23 protein-coding genes are annotated in these 17,227 nt (G+C 62.5%); 10 read left to right on the top strand and 13 right to left on the bottom strand.

Annotated elements, in window-relative coordinates:
• Positions 1-2 precede the first annotated feature (2 nt).
• A complete protein-coding gene (locus tag J6524_RS01410) occupies positions 3-2,072 on the top strand; it encodes an ATP-dependent helicase (RefSeq protein WP_225668434.1) in 2,070 nt (689 codons plus the stop codon).
• A 164-nt stretch (positions 2,073-2,236) separates the two neighbouring features.
• On the opposite strand, the gene J6524_RS01405 is transcribed toward J6524_RS01410, so the two are convergent.
• From J6524_RS01405 to J6524_RS01395, 3 genes are all read right to left on the bottom strand, one after another.
• Positions 2,237-2,497 (bottom strand): PepSY domain-containing protein, encoded by a 261-nt coding sequence (locus tag J6524_RS01405; RefSeq protein WP_225668432.1) that lies wholly within the window; start codon positions 2,495-2,497, stop codon positions 2,237-2,239.
• A 246-nt stretch (positions 2,498-2,743) separates the two neighbouring features.
• Positions 2,744-3,745: a Bug family tripartite tricarboxylate transporter substrate binding protein gene (locus J6524_RS01400; RefSeq protein WP_225668431.1), complete on the bottom strand. Its 1,002-nt coding sequence runs from the start codon at positions 3,743-3,745 to the stop codon at positions 2,744-2,746.
• Positions 3,746-4,055: 310 nt separating this feature from the next.
• Entirely contained in the window at positions 4,056-4,325 is a 270-nt protein-coding gene (locus J6524_RS01395; RefSeq protein ID WP_225668430.1) for a hypothetical protein, read from the bottom strand.
• Between the two features lie 647 nt (positions 4,326-4,972).
• Here J6524_RS01395 and J6524_RS01390 point away from each other — a divergent pair.
• A complete protein-coding gene (locus J6524_RS01390) occupies positions 4,973-5,317 on the top strand; it encodes a tRNA-binding protein (protein WP_225668429.1) in 345 nt (114 codons plus the stop codon).
• 367 nt (positions 5,318-5,684) lie between these two features.
• Here J6524_RS01390 and J6524_RS01385 read toward each other — a convergent pair whose 3' ends face one another.
• Entirely contained in the window at positions 5,685-5,954 is a 270-nt protein-coding gene (locus tag J6524_RS01385; RefSeq protein ID WP_225668428.1) for a DUF2312 domain-containing protein, read from the bottom strand.
• Positions 5,955-6,064: 110 nt separating this feature from the next.
• Between J6524_RS01385 and pdxY the strand changes: the two genes are divergently transcribed.
• Positions 6,065-6,916, top strand: coding sequence for a pyridoxal kinase PdxY (gene pdxY, locus J6524_RS01380; RefSeq protein ID WP_225668427.1), 852 nt, complete (start codon positions 6,065-6,067; stop codon positions 6,914-6,916).
• A 23-nt stretch (positions 6,917-6,939) separates the two neighbouring features.
• Here pdxY and J6524_RS01375 read toward each other — a convergent pair whose 3' ends face one another.
• Together J6524_RS01375 and J6524_RS01370 are read right to left on the bottom strand one after the other, a co-directional pair.
• The gene (locus J6524_RS01375) at positions 6,940-7,404 is read right to left on the bottom strand and encodes a septal ring lytic transglycosylase RlpA family protein (RefSeq protein WP_225668426.1); all 465 of its coding nucleotides are present in this window, start codon (positions 7,402-7,404) and stop codon (positions 6,940-6,942) included.
• Positions 7,405-7,695: 291 nt separating this feature from the next.
• Positions 7,696-9,102 (bottom strand): adenylate/guanylate cyclase domain-containing protein, encoded by a 1,407-nt coding sequence (locus J6524_RS01370; RefSeq protein WP_225668425.1) that lies wholly within the window; start codon positions 9,100-9,102, stop codon positions 7,696-7,698.
• A gap of 202 nt (positions 9,103-9,304) precedes the next feature.
• On the opposite strand from J6524_RS01370, the gene J6524_RS01365 reads away from it, so the two are divergent.
• The gene (locus J6524_RS01365) at positions 9,305-10,213 is read left to right on the top strand and encodes a ketopantoate reductase family protein (protein ID WP_225668423.1); all 909 of its coding nucleotides are present in this window, start codon (positions 9,305-9,307) and stop codon (positions 10,211-10,213) included.
• 76 nt (positions 10,214-10,289) lie between these two features.
• Here the strand turns inward: J6524_RS01365 and J6524_RS01360 are convergent, their stop codons facing one another.
• On the bottom strand, positions 10,290-10,496 hold the full coding sequence (locus J6524_RS01360; protein ID WP_225668422.1) for a hypothetical protein: 207 nt from the start codon (positions 10,494-10,496) through the stop codon (positions 10,290-10,292).
• A gap of 99 nt (positions 10,497-10,595) precedes the next feature.
• Here J6524_RS01360 and J6524_RS01355 point away from each other — a divergent pair, with 99 nt between their 5' ends.
• On the top strand, positions 10,596-10,820 hold the full coding sequence (locus J6524_RS01355; protein ID WP_225669333.1) for a J domain-containing protein: 225 nt from the start codon (positions 10,596-10,598) through the stop codon (positions 10,818-10,820).
• 66 nt (positions 10,821-10,886) lie between these two features.
• Here J6524_RS01355 and J6524_RS01350 read toward each other — a convergent pair whose 3' ends face one another.
• The 3 genes from J6524_RS01350 to J6524_RS01340 form a co-directional block, all read right to left on the bottom strand.
• Positions 10,887-11,105: a hypothetical protein gene (locus tag J6524_RS01350; RefSeq protein ID WP_225668421.1), complete on the bottom strand. Its 219-nt coding sequence runs from the start codon at positions 11,103-11,105 to the stop codon at positions 10,887-10,889.
• Between the two features lie 82 nt (positions 11,106-11,187).
• Complete coding sequence (locus J6524_RS01345) at positions 11,188-11,538, bottom strand: hypothetical protein (protein ID WP_225668420.1); 351 nt, start codon at positions 11,536-11,538, stop codon at positions 11,188-11,190.
• 198 nt (positions 11,539-11,736) lie between these two features.
• Positions 11,737-12,327 (bottom strand): NADPH-dependent FMN reductase, encoded by a 591-nt coding sequence (locus J6524_RS01340; protein ID WP_225668418.1) that lies wholly within the window; start codon positions 12,325-12,327, stop codon positions 11,737-11,739.
• Positions 12,328-12,468: 141 nt separating this feature from the next.
• Here J6524_RS01340 and J6524_RS01335 point away from each other — a divergent pair, with 141 nt between their 5' ends.
• On the top strand, positions 12,469-12,840 hold the full coding sequence (locus J6524_RS01335) for a hypothetical protein (protein WP_225668416.1): 372 nt from the start codon (positions 12,469-12,471) through the stop codon (positions 12,838-12,840).
• A gap of 68 nt (positions 12,841-12,908) precedes the next feature.
• Here J6524_RS01335 and J6524_RS01330 read toward each other — a convergent pair whose 3' ends face one another.
• Entirely contained in the window at positions 12,909-13,262 is a 354-nt protein-coding gene (locus J6524_RS01330) for a hypothetical protein (RefSeq protein ID WP_225668415.1), read from the bottom strand.
• 326 nt (positions 13,263-13,588) lie between these two features.
• On the opposite strand from J6524_RS01330, the gene J6524_RS01325 reads away from it, so the two are divergent.
• Positions 13,589-13,822: a DUF6894 family protein gene (locus J6524_RS01325; protein WP_225668413.1), complete on the top strand. Its 234-nt coding sequence runs from the start codon at positions 13,589-13,591 to the stop codon at positions 13,820-13,822.
• A 371-nt stretch (positions 13,823-14,193) separates the two neighbouring features.
• A complete protein-coding gene (locus tag J6524_RS01320) occupies positions 14,194-15,225 on the top strand; it encodes a hypothetical protein (protein ID WP_225668412.1) in 1,032 nt (343 codons plus the stop codon).
• A gap of 88 nt (positions 15,226-15,313) precedes the next feature.
• Here J6524_RS01320 and J6524_RS01315 read toward each other — a convergent pair whose 3' ends face one another.
• Positions 15,314-15,499: a hypothetical protein gene (locus J6524_RS01315; protein ID WP_225668411.1), complete on the bottom strand. Its 186-nt coding sequence runs from the start codon at positions 15,497-15,499 to the stop codon at positions 15,314-15,316.
• 249 nt (positions 15,500-15,748) lie between these two features.
• On the opposite strand from J6524_RS01315, the gene J6524_RS01310 reads away from it, so the two are divergent.
• Positions 15,749-15,982, top strand: a complete 234-nt coding sequence (locus J6524_RS01310) for a DUF6894 family protein (RefSeq protein ID WP_225668410.1) — start codon at positions 15,749-15,751, stop codon at positions 15,980-15,982.
• 9 nt (positions 15,983-15,991) lie between these two features.
• On the top strand, positions 15,992-16,150 hold the full coding sequence (locus J6524_RS01305; protein WP_225668409.1) for a hypothetical protein: 159 nt from the start codon (positions 15,992-15,994) through the stop codon (positions 16,148-16,150).
• A 183-nt stretch (positions 16,151-16,333) separates the two neighbouring features.
• Here J6524_RS01305 and J6524_RS01300 read toward each other — a convergent pair whose 3' ends face one another.
• The gene (locus J6524_RS01300) at positions 16,334-17,122 is read right to left on the bottom strand and encodes an SDR family NAD(P)-dependent oxidoreductase (protein WP_225668408.1); all 789 of its coding nucleotides are present in this window, start codon (positions 17,120-17,122) and stop codon (positions 16,334-16,336) included.
• Positions 17,123-17,227 lie beyond the last annotated feature (105 nt).

Here is a 17,227-nt window from a genome sequence, read left to right as displayed (position 1 = left end):
TCGTGCTCGCTGAAAATACCGCTCAATATCTGGAAAGCCTCAATCCGGAGCAACGCCGGGCCGTCGAGCACGGCATCGCCCCGGATGGAACCATCGGCTCGCCGCTTCTGGTCATTGCCGGCGCGGGATCCGGCAAGACCAACACGCTCGCGCACCGGGTTGCCCACCTCATCATCAAGGGCGCCGACCCGCGCCGCATGCTGCTGATGACGTTTTCACGCCGCGCCGCCTCCGAGATGACGCAGCGTGTCGAACGCATCGCGCGCCGCGTCCTCGGCGATAAGGCCGGCGTCATGACGGATGCGCTGACCTGGGCGGGGACTTTTCATGGCATCGGGGCGCGGCTGCTGCGCGAATACGCTGAACGCATCGGCGTCGATCCGGCCTTCACGATCCACGATCGCGAGGATTCGGCGGATCTACTTAACCTGGTGCGCCACGAGCTCGGATTTTCAAAGGCCGAGGGTCGTTTTCCCACCAAGGGCACATGCCTTGCGATCTATTCCCGTTGCGTGAACGCGCAGATGCCGATCGCGACGGTGCTCGCACAGCACTATCCATGGTGTTCGGGATGGGCTGATGAGCTCAAGCAACTGTTCGCTGAATATGTCGAGGCCAAGCAGAGGCAGAACGTCCTCGACTATGACGATCTGCTGTTGTGGTGGGCGCAGATGGCATCCGAGCCCGCCATCGCGCAGGAGATCGGCGGCCGGTTCGATCATGTCATGGTCGACGAATACCAAGACACCAATCGGCTGCAGGCGACGATCCTCTTGGCGCTCAAGCCGGATGGACGCGGTCTTACAGTCGTGGGGGACGATGCCCAATCCATATATTCGTTTCGCGCGGCCACCGTCAGGAACATTCTGGATTTTCCCGATCACTTCAGCCCCAGGGCAGAGATCGTCACGCTCGACCGCAACTATCGCTCCACGCAGCCGATTCTGGCCGCCGCCAATGGCGTGATTGGACTTGCCAGAGAACGGTTCACCAAGAACCTCTGGACCGAGCGCCATTCGGCTCAGCTGCCGCGTCTGGTCACCGTGCGCGATGAGGCCGACCAGGCGCGCTACATCGTCGAGCAGGTGCTGTCGAACCGCGAACAAGGATTGCGGCTCAAGGAGCAGGCTGTTCTGTTCCGGACGTCATCACACAGCGGCCCGCTGGAAGTCGAGCTGACGCGGCGCAATATTCCCTTCGTCAAGTTCGGCGGCTTGAAGTTCCTGGACGCCGCCCACGTCAAGGATGTGCTGGCGCTCCTCAAATTCGTTGAGAACCCGCGGGACCGGGTTGCCGGATTCCGCGTGCTTCACCTGTTGCCGGGCATCGGGCCAGCGTCGGCCCAGCGCATTCTCGATCAAACCACTGTCATGGCCGATCCGATCTCCGCGCTCGCAGCGCTTCCCACGCCTCCCCGGGCCGGCCAGGATTGGACCGCCTTTGTCGAAACGCTTACTGATCTGCGCTATTCGGAATGGCCGTCCGACATCGAATGTATCAGGCTGTGGTACACCCCGCACCTGGAGCGCATCCACGACGATGCCGAGGTGCGGCTGGCCGACCTGCTGCAGCTCGAGCAGATCGCCTCTGGCTATCCTTCCCGCGAGCGCTTTCTGACCGAGCTCACGCTCGATCCGCCTGACGCGACCAGCGATCGCTCAGGGCCACCCCTGCGAGACGAAGACTATCTGATCCTGTCCACCATTCACTCCGCAAAGGGGCAGGAATGGAAGTCGGTATTCACCTTGAACGTTGTCGACGGCTGCATGCCGTCTGACCTGGGCGCCGGCACGACGGCTGAACTCGAAGAAGAGCGACGCCTTCTGTACGTCGCGATGACGCGCGCCAAGGACGATCTGCATCTGATTGTGCCGCAGCGCTTCTTCGTGCACGGTCAGCAGGCGCGCGGCGACCGGCATGTCTACGCGTCCCGGACGCGTTTCATACCGGATCACCTGGTGAAGCTGTTCGATCGGCAGATATGGCCAGCGGCAACCCCGGCGGCACGCTCGACGCCAAGTCAGAGCGTGCAGGTGGATATTCGCGAGCGCATGCGCAGCATGTGGCGTTAGCAAACGTAGCCCCGGATGAGTCAACGGGTCGCGCGAATGCGCGCCCGATGACAAGCCCCACAACATCCGGGATCACTTTATGCCAGTCACATCTTGCCCCGCATATCGCTTTGCTCATGCGGGCTACGCGCTCTCGTACTCGCCGATTTCGGATGAGAACGCGGCTACCATCCGCGATTGAGGTGGCGCACCTCGCCGGTTCGCGAATCGACATAGACTTCCAGCCAGCGCCCGGCGCGGTCGCGGCCTTTGATCTCCCACTGATCGCCGAGGAACTGGGTATAGGACACCGTCATGACGCCGAGACCGGTCGCGACGTCGAGCGCGGTCTCCATTGAGATCTGGTCACCGGAATCGAAGGCGGCGGCAGGTGTCGCTGCGCCAAGCGCCAAGGCAGTGACAATTGGAAGAATGACATTTCGCATGGACACTCCTGTCGAACGCGTTGAGCTGTTGCGCCGGTAAGAACGAGCAGCAGGGTAATGTGTTCCGACACCAGAGATTGCGGAACAGCATGAAATTTCGGCAGTTGGGGCATTTCGCGATGGTTCCCGCTTCGCGGGCTCCTCAACCGTAGCCCGGATGAGCGCAGCGACATCCGGGGCTGGTCTATCGGCTGAACACAACATGCACCCGCATATCGCTTCGCTCATGCGTGCTACGCTACACCCTCACCCGCCGCCCTCCGGTTTGATCCCCGCCGCCTTTATGATCGGCAGCAGCCGCGCTTCCTCGCTGTCGCGATAGGCTGATATCTCCTGCGGCGTCGTCGGCCAGGTAGTGGCGCCCAGATCGGCGTAACGCTGTTTCAGCCAGGGGTCGTTCAGGGCCTTGGCGGTGAGCGCGTTGATTTGCGCGACGAGGTCGGGCGGCATGTTGGCGGGGCCGATCAGCGCGGTCCATGAGGTCATCTCGTAGCCGGGCAACAGTTCGGCGATCGCGGGCACGTCGGGAAGCTCCTTGATCCGCTGCTTCGCAGTGACTGCGACCGGCCTGATCGCGCCGGAACGCACGCTCGGCAGCGAGCCCGGCAAATTGTCGAACAACAGATCGACATTGCCGCCGAGCAGATCGTTCAGCGCTGGAGCTGCGCCGCGATAGGGAACGTGGCGGACCTGGACGCCGGCCATGCTGTTCAACATCTCGCCGGAGAGATGCAGTGTGGTGCCGAAGCCGGCGGAGGCGTAGGTGTATTTGCCCGGCTCTTTCTTGAACGCCGCGAGCAATTCCTTCAGGTCTGCGGAGAACAGGTCCTTCTTCGCGCTCAGGATGTTCGGCAATTGCCACATGCCGGAGATGAAGGTGAAATCCTCGCGCGGACGATACGGGAGCTTCGCATAGCTGCCGATCGCGAGCACGTTGGAGGCGATGCCGCCGAGTCCGATCGTGTAGCCATCCGCCGGCGCTTTTGCGACCGCGTCCGCGCCGATCACACCGCCGGCGCCGGCCTTGTTCTCGACCACGAAGGACTGGCCGGACAGTTCGCTCATTTTCTGGCAGAGCAGGCGAGAGAGCGTGTCAGTGGCGCCGCCGGCCGGAAAGCCGTTGACATATTTCACGGGCCGGATCGGCCAGGCCTCAGCGGCGCGGCCGGGGCGCGGCACAAGCCATGGAGCGGCAGCAAGAGAGCCAAAGAGCGCGAGCGCGCGACGGCGGTCCACGGGTAGCGGCATCGGTGTCCTCCCCTGCAAGGCCACACGCCGCGTCGCAGCTTTGCTGCTGTTCTGTTCTCCTTTCCTCCGGTCATCGTGGCCAGAGGCGGGGCGCGTTCGGCTGACTTCAGCTTATGGGGTGCGGGAGGTGCTGCAAAGCCCGCTGATCGCGACAGGCCTGCATATTTTCGTAGGGCGGGTTAGCGACATCCGCCGCTCCTCGGTCGGCGCATACACTATCGCTAATGCGCCCTGCAACCACGAAAAAAGCCCGCGAGGACATCGCGAGCTTTTGCAGACGCCGGCTCAAGCGCCGATCAAACAGTTGGCATCACTGGACGGCGCGGCCAGTGGTTTCGCTGCGGCCTTGCGCGGTCGTGATCTTGCTCCGCGAGTTCAGGACGCTGAGCTGAACGGGCGTAGCAGACGTGGCGACCGGCGCCGCTTCCTGGACATTTTCAGCGCCAAGCACCTGAACCTGCACGGCCGAGACCGGCAAGCCTGCCCTCTCATAGGTCGGCAACTCGGCGGCGACAGCGCCAGACGCGGCCGACATCGCGATCATGGCGGCGGCAGCGATGGACAGGGAAATCTTGTTCACGTCAGTTCTCCTTAATAGCTTGAAATACGCGGTTAATTGGTCATTTGCTGCGCCGCAATAGTTTATGTTGCAATGCACACATGCGATAACAAATGAGCGGAACCGCGCGCTGGTCGCAGGAAGCGCCGTGAAGGTTCGCTGGATTTTTTCGGGTCGCCGGCAGGTAGCCCGGATGAGCGGAGCGACATCCGGGGAATCCTTACCGCAGGAAACACTGACCCCCGGGCAAAAGCTGAACGGTGCGCGAGCCAGCGCAATCTGCCGCTTGAGATTGCGCAGCGTCAGGAGAAGCTGCATCTGCCAGCGGAGCAAGCGGCACCCCTCTCCTAGCCTTCTCCGCAAGGGAAGAGGGAACCCTTCATTCGCTGCGTCCCTGACGACGCCGACGGAGGGCGCGCACGTAAGATGAGCATGCTAGCCCGTGAGATAAGCACGCTTGTGAGGTGAGCACGCAGGTTAGGCTCCCTCTCCCCTTGCGGGGGAAGGTTGGGGAGAGGGGTAAGCCACGAACTCCGCTCTCTCATCTTGAACGCGCAGTGCCCTTCTCGCGACAGATCGATGATTTGGGCTACAAGCAAGCTGCGATACGAAAATTCGTGACGCTCATTCGACCGTCCCACATCCAGCCTGCCAACCGAGCCCACCACATGCCATCTCCAAAACCCCAGGCTACCTACGACGATTTCGCCCGCCTCGATATCCGCATCGGCAAAGTCGTGGACGTGCAACCGTTTTCCCGCGCGCGCAATCCGTCCTTGAAGATCGCCGTCGACGTCGGGGCTGACAGGATCATGTGGTCGAGCGCGCAAGTGACGAACTATGAGCCGGCCGCGCTGCTCGGTTCGCTGGTCGTATGTGTCTGCAATTTCGCACCGAAAAACATCGCAGGCTTCACATCCGAGCTCTTGATCCTCGGCGCAAAGGATGCTGATGGCAATGTGATCGTGCTCGTCCCGCGCAGCGAAGTCGCGATCGGCGAGCCGGTGTTTTGATGCCGCGTGTCATTTGTTCTCCATCCGACTCCATTTTGTTCGCAAAGAACGAATCGGAATCGCGCAAATCAGCGCGGGCCAAGTCTTAACAACGCGTTGCTTCGTCTTTGCGCGCAGATACCGCAAAGAAGTTACGACACAAGACTCTCTCCACGTCATGCGCGCAGCGAAGCATCCATGGTCCCGCACGTGGACAGATGGATTGCTTCGCGGAGCCTGTCATCGGGCGCGCATTCGCGCGACCCGTTGGCTCGCAATGACGGAGGCATACGCGTAGGGCGGATTAGCGTCAGCGTAATCCGCCGCTCCGCTCGCGGCTAGTCCGCGGGTTACGCTGACGCTAACCCGCCCTACTCTCTGTTTTGCATCACGCCGCTTTCGCAGCCTTTTCCGGCGGCGCGGTTTCCATCGCGCGCATGTAGAGATCGAGCAGGCTTTCACGCTCGTCGCGCTCGTCCTGGTCCTGCTTCCTCAGCTTGACGATCTCCTTGAGGATCTTGACGTCAAATCCCTCGCCCTTGGCCTCCGAAAAGACTTCCTTCTTCTGCTCGTTCAACTCCTGCAATTCAGTGTCCAGGTTCTCGATGCGCTCAACGAAAGAACGAATCCGCCCGCCGGGAATGGTGATGTCAGACATGGTGCCTCTTTGTTTGACGAGACCGTGAAAATGCCCGCAAAGAAATAACCAATGTGTTAACTTGCGAGGGTTCCGCTTCCCTCATTCGATCAATTCCCAGAACTCGTCTCATGAACGTGATTTCGATTCAGTCGCAGGTCGCCTTCGGCCATGTCGGCAACAGCGCCGCGGTGTTTCCGATGCAGATGCACGGGATCGACGTCGTGGCGGTGCCGACAACGCTCTTGAGCAACCGGCCGGGTTATCCGACCCTCCGCGGCCGCGTGCTGGAGACAGAGCTCGTCGCGGATCTGCTGCGCGGGATCGAGGAACGCGGCGCAGTAGATAGCGCGCAGATGGTCTTGTCGGGCTATCTCGGCTCCGCCGGCAACGCCGAGGTGGTCGGCGATTTCGTCGCACGCGCCAAGGCGAAAAATCCTGCGCTGCGCTATTGCTGCGATCCCGTGCTAGGTGATCGCGACCGCGGCCTGTTTGTTCGCAACGATATTCCGCCGCTGGTGCGCGACCATCTCTGTCCGCTCGCCGATATCATTACGCCCAATCATTTCGAGTTCGAGTGGCTGTGCGACACGAAGGTCACGACAAGCGATCAGGCGATCGCGGCGGCGCGCGCGTTGATGGCGCGAGGCCCCTCGACGGTCGTCATCACCAGCGCCGAGCTATCAGATACGCCAAGCGGCGAGATCGAGACGCTCGCCATCGAGCGCAACGACGCCTGGCGCGTACGCACGCCAAAACTTCCGATCAGCCCGAACGGCACCGGCGATCTCTTCGCTGCGCTCTTCGTCGCCGCCCGCCTCCGCGGCGCCGACACACCGGCAGCGCTCGGCCACGCCGCCTCCGCCATCTTCGCGGTGCTGGAACGCACCGCTATCAGCGGCACCGAAGAAATGCGCATCGTCGAGAGCGCCGAGGGGCTCGCGAATCCCAAGCGTAAATTCGAGGCCCGTAGGGCGGATTAGCGCAAGCGTAATCCGCCCTACGGCTACTCCACCACGTCGAGCTTTACCTTTGCAACGCCCTTCCCCACCATTCCCAGCGCGTCGGCCGCGGAATAGGAGACATCGACAACGCGCCCCTGAACGTAGGGACCGCGGTCATTGACCCGTACCGTCACGGACCGGCCGCTCGCAACATCGGTCACGCGCAACTTGGTGCCGAACGGCAACGTCGGATGAGCCGCGGTCATGTCGAGCGTGTTGAACTTTTCCCCGCTCGCGGTCTTCGTGCCTTCGGTGTAGAAGCTCGCAACTCCATGCGATGCCGTCTTGGTGCCGCCGGCGGTCCTGCGCGACGCGGTGTGCTTTCTCGCGGCGGCCACGCGCCGCTTCATCATGGAGGATGTCGCTCGATCCTGGTCGAGCGACGCCTGCCTGACGGCGCGAGCTTCATATTTCTGGGAGACGACCGAGGACTGCGCGCAGGCCGCAAGCGATGCCGCTCCCAGCATGACAGCCAGCAGCCGTATGAATTTCCCCGCCTGCGCTGCCGTGATGAGTGGCCCTTCAAATCGAGCACGGCCTGTGACGCACGAAGTACCGGTGCAGCCAATGGAAGGCATGTTGCAATCCCCCGCTCGCGCCCCAGCCCAAGCCGAAAACCAACACGGGGCAATCGCGGGACCGAATCCGGGCGGAAGCGTGGCCGGATGTGATCGGGTCCGGCTGCCGCAGCGCAATTCGGTTTGGGTGTGGTGATTGTGTCACAGGATTTCAGCGCGTAAGGCGAACAGCCAGCCCTGTCAGGAAATCTCGTAGACCGACACCTTGTCGGCGATGCCGCTCAACGCCACGCGCCTTGGCGTGGGCTTGAGCCCGCTGGTTTCGAGCAGCGCGCGGGTAAGTGAGTTTTCCACCACCGATTCTGTCACCACGATCGAGCGTGAGGCAGCAAGCCCCTGGACCCGCGAGGCGATATTGACCGTCTGGCCAAAATAGTCCTGCTGGCCATTGAGTGTGACCGCAAGGCATGATCCTTCGTGAATGCCCATTTTCAGGCGCAGGCTCTGGTGCTGACGCTCGGCGCCGAGATCGCTCATCGCCTCGCGCATCCGGATCGCCGCGGCAATGGCGCGGTCCGGCGTCTCGAACGTCGCCATGACGGCATCGCCAATGGTCTTCACGATCGCTCCCCGTTCGGACGCGATAATTTCCTGCAGTAGCCTGAAATGCTCGTTGACGAGATCGAACGCTGTGAGGTCGCCGACGCGCTCATAGAGCCCGGTGGAATCCTTGAGATCGCTGAACAGGAAAGTCAGGCTCAGGATCTTGATGCGCTGGCCGATCGCGAGCGTATCGGTGCGGTAGATATCGCGGAAGGTCTGATTGGTGAGAAGACGCATTGCCGTCAGAACGGACTTGCGTCGCTTCAAGAGGTCGTCCAGCGCCGGGTTCGCGACCCATACCGCCGGCAAGACGCGACTGTCGGTGCGATTGTCCAAGGCCAGGCGCAGCGGCCCGGGGCGCAGGGTAACGGTGTCGACGGGAACCTGGAGCTTGTTGAAGATCACCGACAGGTTCTGGCGCTCGCTGGTCTCTTCGCCGCTGACGTCAAGGAACTGGGCCGCATGCGTCACGGGATCGAACACGATCAAGATGCCCTGCGGCACCTGCAAGGAAAGAATGGCCCTTTCGCCGGCCGGCAGGTCGACAATTTCGAGCGTGACCTCCTCCAGCAGCTTCTCCAGATCGGCCGGAAGATCGATCGCCGAACTCCAGAAGATCTGGCGATAATATTCGGCTGCGGGCAGCTGGTCCGGACTGTGAGCTGCGATCTTTCGCACGCGCGGGCTCACCGTGAAGGTCACCTCGACCAGATGATCGAGCGTCGTCTCGTAACCCGCGGCGCAAAAAGCGCAATTGTACTGCGCGCTATTAACCGTCTTCAGGCTTTTGTTGGCGGAAAGAACGCCGGCGCAGCTCGGGCACATCACGTTCCATGTCATTTCGAACATGCCGAGCCCCACCGCATTCAGAAGGGCTGCGATGACGCGATCTTCGTCGACGCCCTCGGTGCGTGCAAGATCAAGCGCGTTGATCTTGTTCAAGGCATGATCCGGGGCATCCCGCACCATGCGTTCGAGCATGCCGACAACGGCTTCGTCCGACGACTGACGCAGGGCCGCAAACAAGGTCTCGGTTTCGCTCATGCGACGATGCTACCTGAAATGAAGCGCGGCGAACACCCGCTAAGCGCCACGCCCGGCAAGTCGCCCGGACGCGAAAACCGGGTCGAACGCGCGGTCAATTGGCACTAGCAAAGAAGCAAATAGGGCCGTATCCCGGTTAGTAAAAGACGCTACCCATCCATCACTCACGCTGCTCGCTGCATCAGCCGAACGGAGAAAAAGCATGCAAATCGTGGTCGTCGGGGCCGGAGCGGTCGGATGCTACTATGGGGGACTGCTGCTCAGGGACGGCCATGACGTGACCTTCATCGGCCGGCAGGTGCATGTCGACGCTATCAATGCCCATGGCCTCTTGCTCGACACAAAGGATTTCAAAGGCCATCTGCCTGCCAAGGCCGCGACCGACACGACTGACCTCGCCCCGCCCGACCTCGTGCTGGTCTGCGTGAAGTCCGCCGATACCGAAGCGGCCGGCCGATCGCTCGCGGGTCGCTTAAAGCCGGAAACATCCGTGCTCAGCCTGCAGAACGGCGTCGACAACGCACAGCGTCTTTCTGCCGTCATCGGCCATGCCGTCATTCCCGTCGTCGTCTATGTCGGCAGCGAGATGGCCGGGCCTGGCCATGTCAGGCATCACGGCGGCGGCGATCTCGCCATCGGCCCCTCGGCCGCAAGCGAAACGCTGGCGCGAACGTTCCAGGCCGCCGGCATCGGCATTACGATTGCCGACGACATCGGCCAGACGCTGTGGAGCAAGCTGATCATCAACTGCGCCTTCAACGCGCTTTCCGCGGTCGCGGGCATCGCTTATGGCCCGATGCTGCAAGTCGAAGGCACCAGGGAGGTCGTCACACGCGCCGTGCAGGAAGCAACATCCGTCGCGCGCGCCTGTGGCGTTGCGATACCTGATGACCTCATCGAGCGCATCCTGAACATCCCCAACATCATGCCGAACCAGATGTCGTCGACCGCGCAGGATCTTGCGCGCGGCAAACCAAGCGAGATCGACTTTCTCAACGGCCATGTGGTGCGCAAAGGCGCCGAGCTCGGCATTCCGACGCCAACCAATCAGGCGCTGCAGGTGATGGTGAAGCTAGCCGAGCGTGGACGCGCGAATCCTAGGGCGGATTAGCGTCAGCGTAATCCGCCGTCGTTTCGTGTCTGGGTCGGCGGATTACGCTTGCGCTAATCCGCCCTACGCACTCGCCCTACCCGCCGAGCACGTTTCCCCAGCCGTCGAATACATATTCCTTCCAGGCCACCGTGCCGTCGTCACGCGGCCGGCTGGCGCGGCGGAAGTCGTCGGCTTGGTCGCCGGTCCAGGTGATGATCCGGTCGGTGGCGAGATCGTGCAGGATGGCGGGCTCGGACGGGTCGAAGCCCGTCATGGGATGCAGGGTTTGGCTCGTTGTCATGCATTGCCAACGCATTACCACCTTTGAAGGTTGCGCTCTCCTTCGCAACCACTTCGTCGCAGCGGCGTTGTCGGCGAATATCTCAAGGAGGCACGCACCATGCGGAACAAGGCGCCAAATTCGCAAAGCGCAAAAAAGCGCTCGAACGCCCAGATGCAGGCGGCCAATCCGATGCTTAATCCCGGCGATGAAGCACCCCGCGGAACGCCCGGCACCGGCGAAGACATCTGCCCCGAATGTCACGGCAATGGCCGTATCAACGGCGCGCCCTGCCCGAATTGCGGCGGCGGCGGCACGATCAATCGCGCGATCGGCGGCGCGTGAACGCACGTTGGCGGTAAGTTGCGGCGGTAGCCCGGATGAGCGCGAGCGACATCCGGGACGCGCGTCTTACGCGACCATTCGCTTCTCGAGGATTTTTCGGAAATCAGTCGCGAGGCTCGCGTAGTAGCCGGCCAACACTTCGTAAAAGGTCTGCTGCGCCTTGTCCTTGGCTTCGCGCGCCTGCGCTTCGCATCTGGAGGCCCTACTCTCGTACTTCTCCACCTTGGTCTGAAGCTCAGCCACCACCATGGTCATTACTCCCCACGCCACACGTACAAAGATCATGCTATGCCGGCGCACGTCAAAAAGATGACAGCGTTGGGGAGATTTCGCAGCACAGCCGTGAGCAAGCCGTGGCATATGCGCGCTAGCGCGATGGCACCGGCGCCGGCGGGCGGAACGAGGCGCGCGACGTCGATTTCGCCACCGGCTTCGCTGCCACGCGCTTTCCGCTGTCGATGGACTCCAGATAGGACGCCAGCGCCCAGGCGGAGCTCGAGCCGCTCGAATAGTGCTTCTGCAGAAACAGATAGAGTGTGAGCTGGAAGCGGCCCTTGGAAAGCCCGCGCGCGCTGCGATGGCAGGACGCGCAGCCCTCGGCGAACAGCTTTTGTGGCGATTTGCCCTGATCGAGGTTCTGCGCCCCGATCGCAGCGCCGCTCAATGCGGCCATCACGGCAACAACAAGCAGGCCACAGCCGATCTTTGCTGGCGACATCAATCTTACCCGTGCATGGGAGCGATCGGTGGCACTTCCGCAAGGCAGCTCGACGAGCAACAGCGGAAGGCCGAAGGTGAGAGGCAAAGCCAATCTGTTGCCCGCGAATGGCGAAAAATGGGCGAGACTTTTGCGCTTCGAAGGCCCGTTCCGCGACTCAGCTGTACAAGCGCTCGACGTGGACTTGCGTCGATCGCCTCAATAAGGCGGTTTCTTGCGCTCCCGCTGCGCCCGGGCCGCTTCCATCCACCACGCAAGATCGTCTGCAAAGCGCGGAAACGCACGCGCAAGCGCCGTGCCGCCCTCGCCCATCGGCTTGCCGTCTTCGCTGAGCGTCTGCGCGATCGGCCCGACAGCGATCGAGCTCGAGATCACCACCATGCCCATTTCCGAAAGCGTGCCGTGCCATGCGATCGCAGCGCGCGCACCGGAGAAGCGGCCGGCCGAGTAGCTCGCGATCGCCGCCGGCCGCCAGAACCATTCTTCCAGAAAATGATCGGTGAGGTTTTTCAGTCCGGGCTGCATGCCCCAATTGTATTCGCCGGTCACGAACACAAAACCATCGGCGCCACGGATCTGGCCTGCGAGCTTTTCCAACACATCCGGCGCGCCGCCTTTCGGATATTCCTTGTACATCCGGTCCAGCATGGGAAGGCCAATCGCCTTGGCGTCGATCAGCTCGACATCATCGCCGCGCGCGCGAAATCCTTCGACTACGAATTGTGCCAGCCGAATGCCCATGCGGTCGGAGCGGTAGGAGCCGTAAAGGACGAGAATGCGGTTGCTCATGGGACCTCAACCTTCAGACATTGGAGGATGCAGTCGAACCATGCGGAACCGTCCCATGCAAGACACGCTTGCGGCAAATGAACCTGAAGGCCGGCCCGAAGCACTTAAGGCCGAGCTTCATTGATCCCGGATAATTCCCGGATGGATCTGCATCTTTCTGGATTCGTCGAAAGCGAGAAGATGTCCACCCCGCCGCCGCTGCCGCCTGGATCCGATCGGGATGTGCTCTCGATTCGCATTGCCACGCTGGCGCTGGCGGCCTGTAACGGGGCGATCTGGGTCTACATCTTCCCCTTCGTCTATGCCCACGCCAATCGCAAAGGCGACGGGTTCGACATGCTGCCGGTGATGCCGTTCACCATCATCTTCTTCGCGCTGACGCTCCCCTCCGCCGCCAGGGCTATTGGCGGCCGCGGCCTCGGCGTTGCGCTGGGCCTCGGGCTCGGCGCGACCGCACTGAATGCGATCATCTTTCTCGCGCTATTGTCCTCCTACGCCGCAGCCAGCCGCTAAGGCGCGAGGGAAAACCGCCGACAAAAAAGCGGCGTTGCGGCCGCTTCATTGCAGTTACGTGTCCATCTCTACCAATAGCCGGGCCCTTCATAATAGGCGTAGGAATCGACGTACGGCGCGCCCGCGATCGCGGCTGCCGTTCCTATCGCACCGGCCGCAATCCCGACCGGCCCGGGCGCGTAATATGCGCGCGGCCCGTAATGCACGCGAGGCCCGTAATAGACGCGAGGCCCATAGTAGCCGTAGTAGCTGTAGTCATAAGGGCTTGGCGTACGCACGCCATATCCGCCAAGCAGATAGTCGGAGTTCGGGTGGGTGAACCCGATCATGCCGGGTTCCTGGGTCGCTTCCTGCGACAGCGCAGGCGTTGCAAACCCCATCGCAAGGATGGCGGCCACCCCGAGCAGCTTGAGCTTCGTCATTGTTCATTCTCCATCAAAGGATGAAGAGCGAACGGGCAAGGAGAGATGCTTGTTCCGGCGGCCGCTTCACAGCGCTGTGAATGTCAGCGACCATTCCTGGCCTGCCGCAAAGAGAAAAGGCCGGCGGGCGTTACGCCGCCGACCTTCTCTTGCAACTGCCGGCTCGGGAGGTCCGGTTCCGCTGCGATTCCATGCGCTCAGTCTGATCCCGACATAATTAATAAAATCCTAATGATGTGACTGTGAGGCGTGTCACAGAGGACCAGAACCTGGCGAGGCTATCCTGCAACTAACAATGGAGGTCGGTTCAAACGCAGGAGGCCAACATGGCCCGGGTCTATTTCCACTGCTCAAACTCCCGGGAAGTCCGGCTCGACCGATCCGGCGAAGCCGTGAGCGACCTCGCCGAGGCGCGCGACCGCGCCGCCGCCATCGTTCGCTCGATGATCATGGGGCGCGATGCGGAAGACTGGCGCGATTGGGTCGTGCACGTGAACGACGATTTTGACGACGAGCTCTTCGTTCTGCCGTTCGCCTTCGTCCTCGGCAAGCCGCACTGAGAGGCTGCGATGCTGCCGACGCGCCCGCCCTTCATGCCGCTGCTCCGCCGTCTTGATGCGATTTTGGTGCGGTGCCACCGTCTGATCGAGCGCGCCCGTGACCCCTACCGTCCCGAGCGCCACTACATGCGCGGCCCCGGCCCGAAATGGCACGCCCGGCACCGTGCTGACATCATAGGCATAGCTCTCTAGGGCCTTTTCCCTGGTTCCAGCGGCCCCATTGCCGCCCGCGGCCCCAACCTCTCCACGAGTTCGCCTTGCTTTGGTCAAACCACGCTGGCCGTGTTGGGGCTGGGCAGAGGGTTTTCCATGCAGCAACGCATGTTCGCCGCCCTGATACGGGTGACATTGGACTGAGCAAGGGACCGCCAATGCAATCCATGCCAACGGTGAAAGACACCGATCCACACAAAGACACCGATCCGCACGACGTCTTTGCGATCGAATCGCTGCTGCATGCGCATGCCGAAAAGAAGCCGCATGCGGAAAAGGCGCCGCCGCTGGCGCACGATCCGGCCGCGCCCCAGGTGGCGCCACAGATTCACGTCACGCCCCCGATTTCCGCCGGCGGGCCGATTCCGCAGGCCGAACCCACCTTTGCCGCGCCTGATGCGCGGGACATCAAAGTCCAGCGCGACAGTGCTGCCGAGGGCGTCAGCTTCGGCGAGATCAAGGTCGACGGCCTCAAGGTTCTGGACGAACCGCCGACGGCCAAATGGGCGAAGCGCATCTTCATGACGCTGCTCGCCCTTGTCGGCGCCATCGCTGCCGCCGCCTGGCAGCATTATGGCGATGATGCCAAGGCGATGGCCGCAGAGTGGACCCCGCCGTTCCTGCTGGCTGCATTGCCCTCGACCACAGCCCAGCCCGCCACCGCTGAGCAGCCGAGCGCGCCGGCCACGGAGGCCGCCACAGCGGATCAGAGCGCTCAACCCGCGCCAGCGGCGGCTGCGACACCCGTTCAACCCGAACCTGCGGCCGCCATTGCCGCCGCAGCGCCGGCTCCATCAGCAGAATCGGCCCAGTTGCAATCGATGGCGCAGGATCTTGCCGCCGTGGGTCAGCAGGTCGAGGAACTGAAGACCACCATCGCGCAACTCAAAGCGAGCCAGGCGCAGATGGCGCGTGAACTGGCCAAGGCCTCCGAGGCCAAAGCTTCGGAGGCCCGAGCTGCGGCGGTAGCACCGCCGCCAGCGACACGGCCGGCAACCCCGCCGCCGGTGCGCCGACCGAAGGCGACCTCTTCTTATGCGCCTTCCTATTCACCTGCCCCGGTGGCGGCCGCGCCTGTGGCACCGCCCCCGCCGGTACAGGCCGCCGCACCGCCGCCGCCCGCACCACCTCGGCAGACGATCGCCGATGACGGCGAGCCTGTGGTGCGCCCGCCGATGCCGCTTCGATAGAATCACGAACGAAACTCCATCCCCGCCATCTCAGGAACAAGCGCAACCGCGCCCATTCCGAAGATGACGGGGATGGGTTGAAAAGTGTTCAGCTCTGATGCGGTCCCCGCATCAGCTTCATGGCATCCTCGATATGACGCCACTCCTTGGCTTCCTCGATATCGCCCTTGCTCTCGCAAGCCTGCGCATTGTGTGCGGCTTGCGCGATCGCGGTGAGGCCATGCTTCTCCATCATCTGGCGTGCAATCGTGTGGATCTGCATTTCCGACATCATGGACGCTCTCCCAGGGCTACCCGTCAATATCGCGATGATCGCGAACGCCGCGGCTTGCCAATCAAAACGGCAGACCCGGAAACCTGGTTCCTCCTGCTGTAAAGGATAAATTCTCAGACAACTTTACGGACTGGTTCCACCTGCGATCGATAAGTCACCCGTAATATCCCGTCCGCAATCTCCCCGAATGTTAAGCCGCTCCTCCGCTTGGTATTTTCCAGCGTGAATCGCAATCGCGGGAGTCCGGATATGGCACGGGTCTATTTCCACTGCTCCAATTCCGAAGGCGCGGGCTTCGCCCAGCGCGGCGCGGCCGTCGAGAACTTCGCCGAGGTGCGCGCCCACGCTGCCCGCGTCGTGCAGTCGTTGATCATGCTGCAGGATCCGGAAGACTGGCGGGACTGGACGCTGCATGTCAGCGACGATCTCAACAACGAAATTTTCGCCCTGCCGTTTTCGTCCGTACTCGGCAAGTCGCATTGAGGTGTCGCCATGCTGGCCCTGCAATTGCTCCTCCGACGCCTGGCCGAGATCGTGATGAAATGGAGCAGGCTGCTTGATGTTGCCCGTAATCCCTACCGTCCCGAATTGCACTACATGCGCGGTCCCGGCCCGAAGTGGCGCGCGAAGTATCAGCGCGGCGCTACCTAGCAGACATGTAGCCCGGATGAGCGCAGCGACATCCGAGACCGCTTTCGCCAGCGGATAGGCCTAATCCCGGATATCGCTTCGCTCATCCCGGCTACAGGAGCGAACCGTAGATGGGTAGAGCGCAGCGAAACCCATCAATCGCGCGTCCGCAAACGTGATGGGTATCGCTTCGCTCCACCCATCCTACAAATTCTCCAATTCCGGCGGTTCAAACCAGTTCGTCAGCGCGAGCCCGCCGTCGATCACGATCGCGGCCCCCGTGACATAGGCCGAGATTCGGTTCGACAGCACCGCCAGCGCCAGCGGCGCGAGGTCTTTGGCCTCACCGAGCCTACCGAGCGGAATATGACGTGCGAGCGCGGGATCGGCGACGAAGCCGCCGGCCGCGATCGCGCCGGGCACCAGCGCGTTGATGCGAATGTTAAAGCGGCCGAATGTCTTGGCCAGCTCCTTCACCAGCATCGAAAGCCCCGCCTTCGCCGTCGAGTAATGCGGCAGGTTGCGCGGCGTGCCGGCATGCAACGAGGTCAAGAGCAGGAACGAACCGGGCTGCTTGTCCGCAATCAGCTTTCGCGCCAGCTCGCGTGACAGATGAAATCCAGCCTCCAGATTCACCGCATGCATCTGCGCCCAGATCTCCGTCGTGACGCCGAGCACATGATCGCTCTCGCGCCGCGGCGGTGAGGCGCTGTGCACGAAATGTGTCACGCGCCCGAGCGTGGATGCAGCATGAGCCAGCAGTGCTTCACGCGCGACCGGATCGGCGAGATCGCCGACCCACGGCACCGCCAGCTCCGGCTGCGCCGACATCTCCACGGCCGCGGTCACCGTGTCCCCGTTCACATCCGCGAACACCGTGCGCACGCCCTCTCCGACGAGCGCTTGCGCGATCGCGCGGCCGATCCCGTTGCCCGCGCCGGTAACAAGAGCGGCATCACGCGCAGGATCGAATGGATTATCGAGCAGGCTCATCGTTCGCTCCCCTTGTTATTGCGCAATAGGTATCTAGTTGCAGGCCAATCCTACGCCGTATCGATCCGGCACACCAACTTCGCCGCTAAGTTGCTTCCGCGTTCC

This window comes from Bradyrhizobium hereditatis (assembly GCF_020329435.1).
Lineage (GTDB): Bacteria > Pseudomonadota > Alphaproteobacteria > Rhizobiales > Xanthobacteraceae > Bradyrhizobium > Bradyrhizobium hereditatis.
This window is presented reverse-complemented; position numbering and strand designations above follow the sequence as displayed.

Coding starts and splice junctions, on each gene's coding strand:
- J6524_RS01385 (WP_225668428.1), bottom strand. CDS start 5,954: ATGTCTGACATCACCATTCCCGGCGGGCGGATTCGTTCTTTCGTTGAG.
- J6524_RS01370 (WP_225668425.1), bottom strand. CDS start 9,102: ATGAGCGAAACCGAGACCTTGTTTGCGGCCCTGCGTCAGTCGTCGGAC.
- J6524_RS01345 (WP_225668420.1), bottom strand. CDS start 11,538: ATGTCGCCAGCAAAGATCGGCTGTGGCCTGCTTGTTGTTGCCGTGATG.
- J6524_RS01320 (WP_225668412.1), top strand. CDS start 14,194: ATGCAATCCATGCCAACGGTGAAAGACACCGATCCACACAAAGACACC.
- J6524_RS01350 (WP_225668421.1), bottom strand. CDS start 11,105: ATGATCTTTGTACGTGTGGCGTGGGGAGTAATGACCATGGTGGTGGCT.
- J6524_RS01325 (WP_225668413.1), top strand. CDS start 13,589: ATGGCCCGGGTCTATTTCCACTGCTCAAACTCCCGGGAAGTCCGGCTC.
- J6524_RS01315 (WP_225668411.1), bottom strand. CDS start 15,499: ATGATGTCGGAAATGCAGATCCACACGATTGCACGCCAGATGATGGAG.
- J6524_RS01305 (WP_225668409.1), top strand. CDS start 15,992: ATGCTGGCCCTGCAATTGCTCCTCCGACGCCTGGCCGAGATCGTGATG.
- J6524_RS01310 (WP_225668410.1), top strand. CDS start 15,749: ATGGCACGGGTCTATTTCCACTGCTCCAATTCCGAAGGCGCGGGCTTC.
- J6524_RS01375 (WP_225668426.1), bottom strand. CDS start 7,404: ATGCTGGGAGCGGCATCGCTTGCGGCCTGCGCGCAGTCCTCGGTCGTC.
- J6524_RS01335 (WP_225668416.1), top strand. CDS start 12,469: ATGGATCTGCATCTTTCTGGATTCGTCGAAAGCGAGAAGATGTCCACC.
- J6524_RS01405 (WP_225668432.1), bottom strand. CDS start 2,497: ATGCGAAATGTCATTCTTCCAATTGTCACTGCCTTGGCGCTTGGCGCA.
- J6524_RS01360 (WP_225668422.1), bottom strand. CDS start 10,496: ATGACAACGAGCCAAACCCTGCATCCCATGACGGGCTTCGACCCGTCC.
- J6524_RS01355 (WP_225669333.1), top strand. CDS start 10,596: ATGCGGAACAAGGCGCCAAATTCGCAAAGCGCAAAAAAGCGCTCGAAC.
- J6524_RS01300 (WP_225668408.1), bottom strand. CDS start 17,122: ATGAGCCTGCTCGATAATCCATTCGATCCTGCGCGTGATGCCGCTCTT.
- J6524_RS01390 (WP_225668429.1), top strand. CDS start 4,973: ATGCCATCTCCAAAACCCCAGGCTACCTACGACGATTTCGCCCGCCTC.
- J6524_RS01400 (WP_225668431.1), bottom strand. CDS start 3,745: ATGCCGCTACCCGTGGACCGCCGTCGCGCGCTCGCGCTCTTTGGCTCT.
- J6524_RS01330 (WP_225668415.1), bottom strand. CDS start 13,262: ATGACGAAGCTCAAGCTGCTCGGGGTGGCCGCCATCCTTGCGATGGGG.
- J6524_RS01365 (WP_225668423.1), top strand. CDS start 9,305: ATGCAAATCGTGGTCGTCGGGGCCGGAGCGGTCGGATGCTACTATGGG.
- pdxY (WP_225668427.1), top strand. CDS start 6,065: ATGAACGTGATTTCGATTCAGTCGCAGGTCGCCTTCGGCCATGTCGGC.
- J6524_RS01340 (WP_225668418.1), bottom strand. CDS start 12,327: ATGAGCAACCGCATTCTCGTCCTTTACGGCTCCTACCGCTCCGACCGC.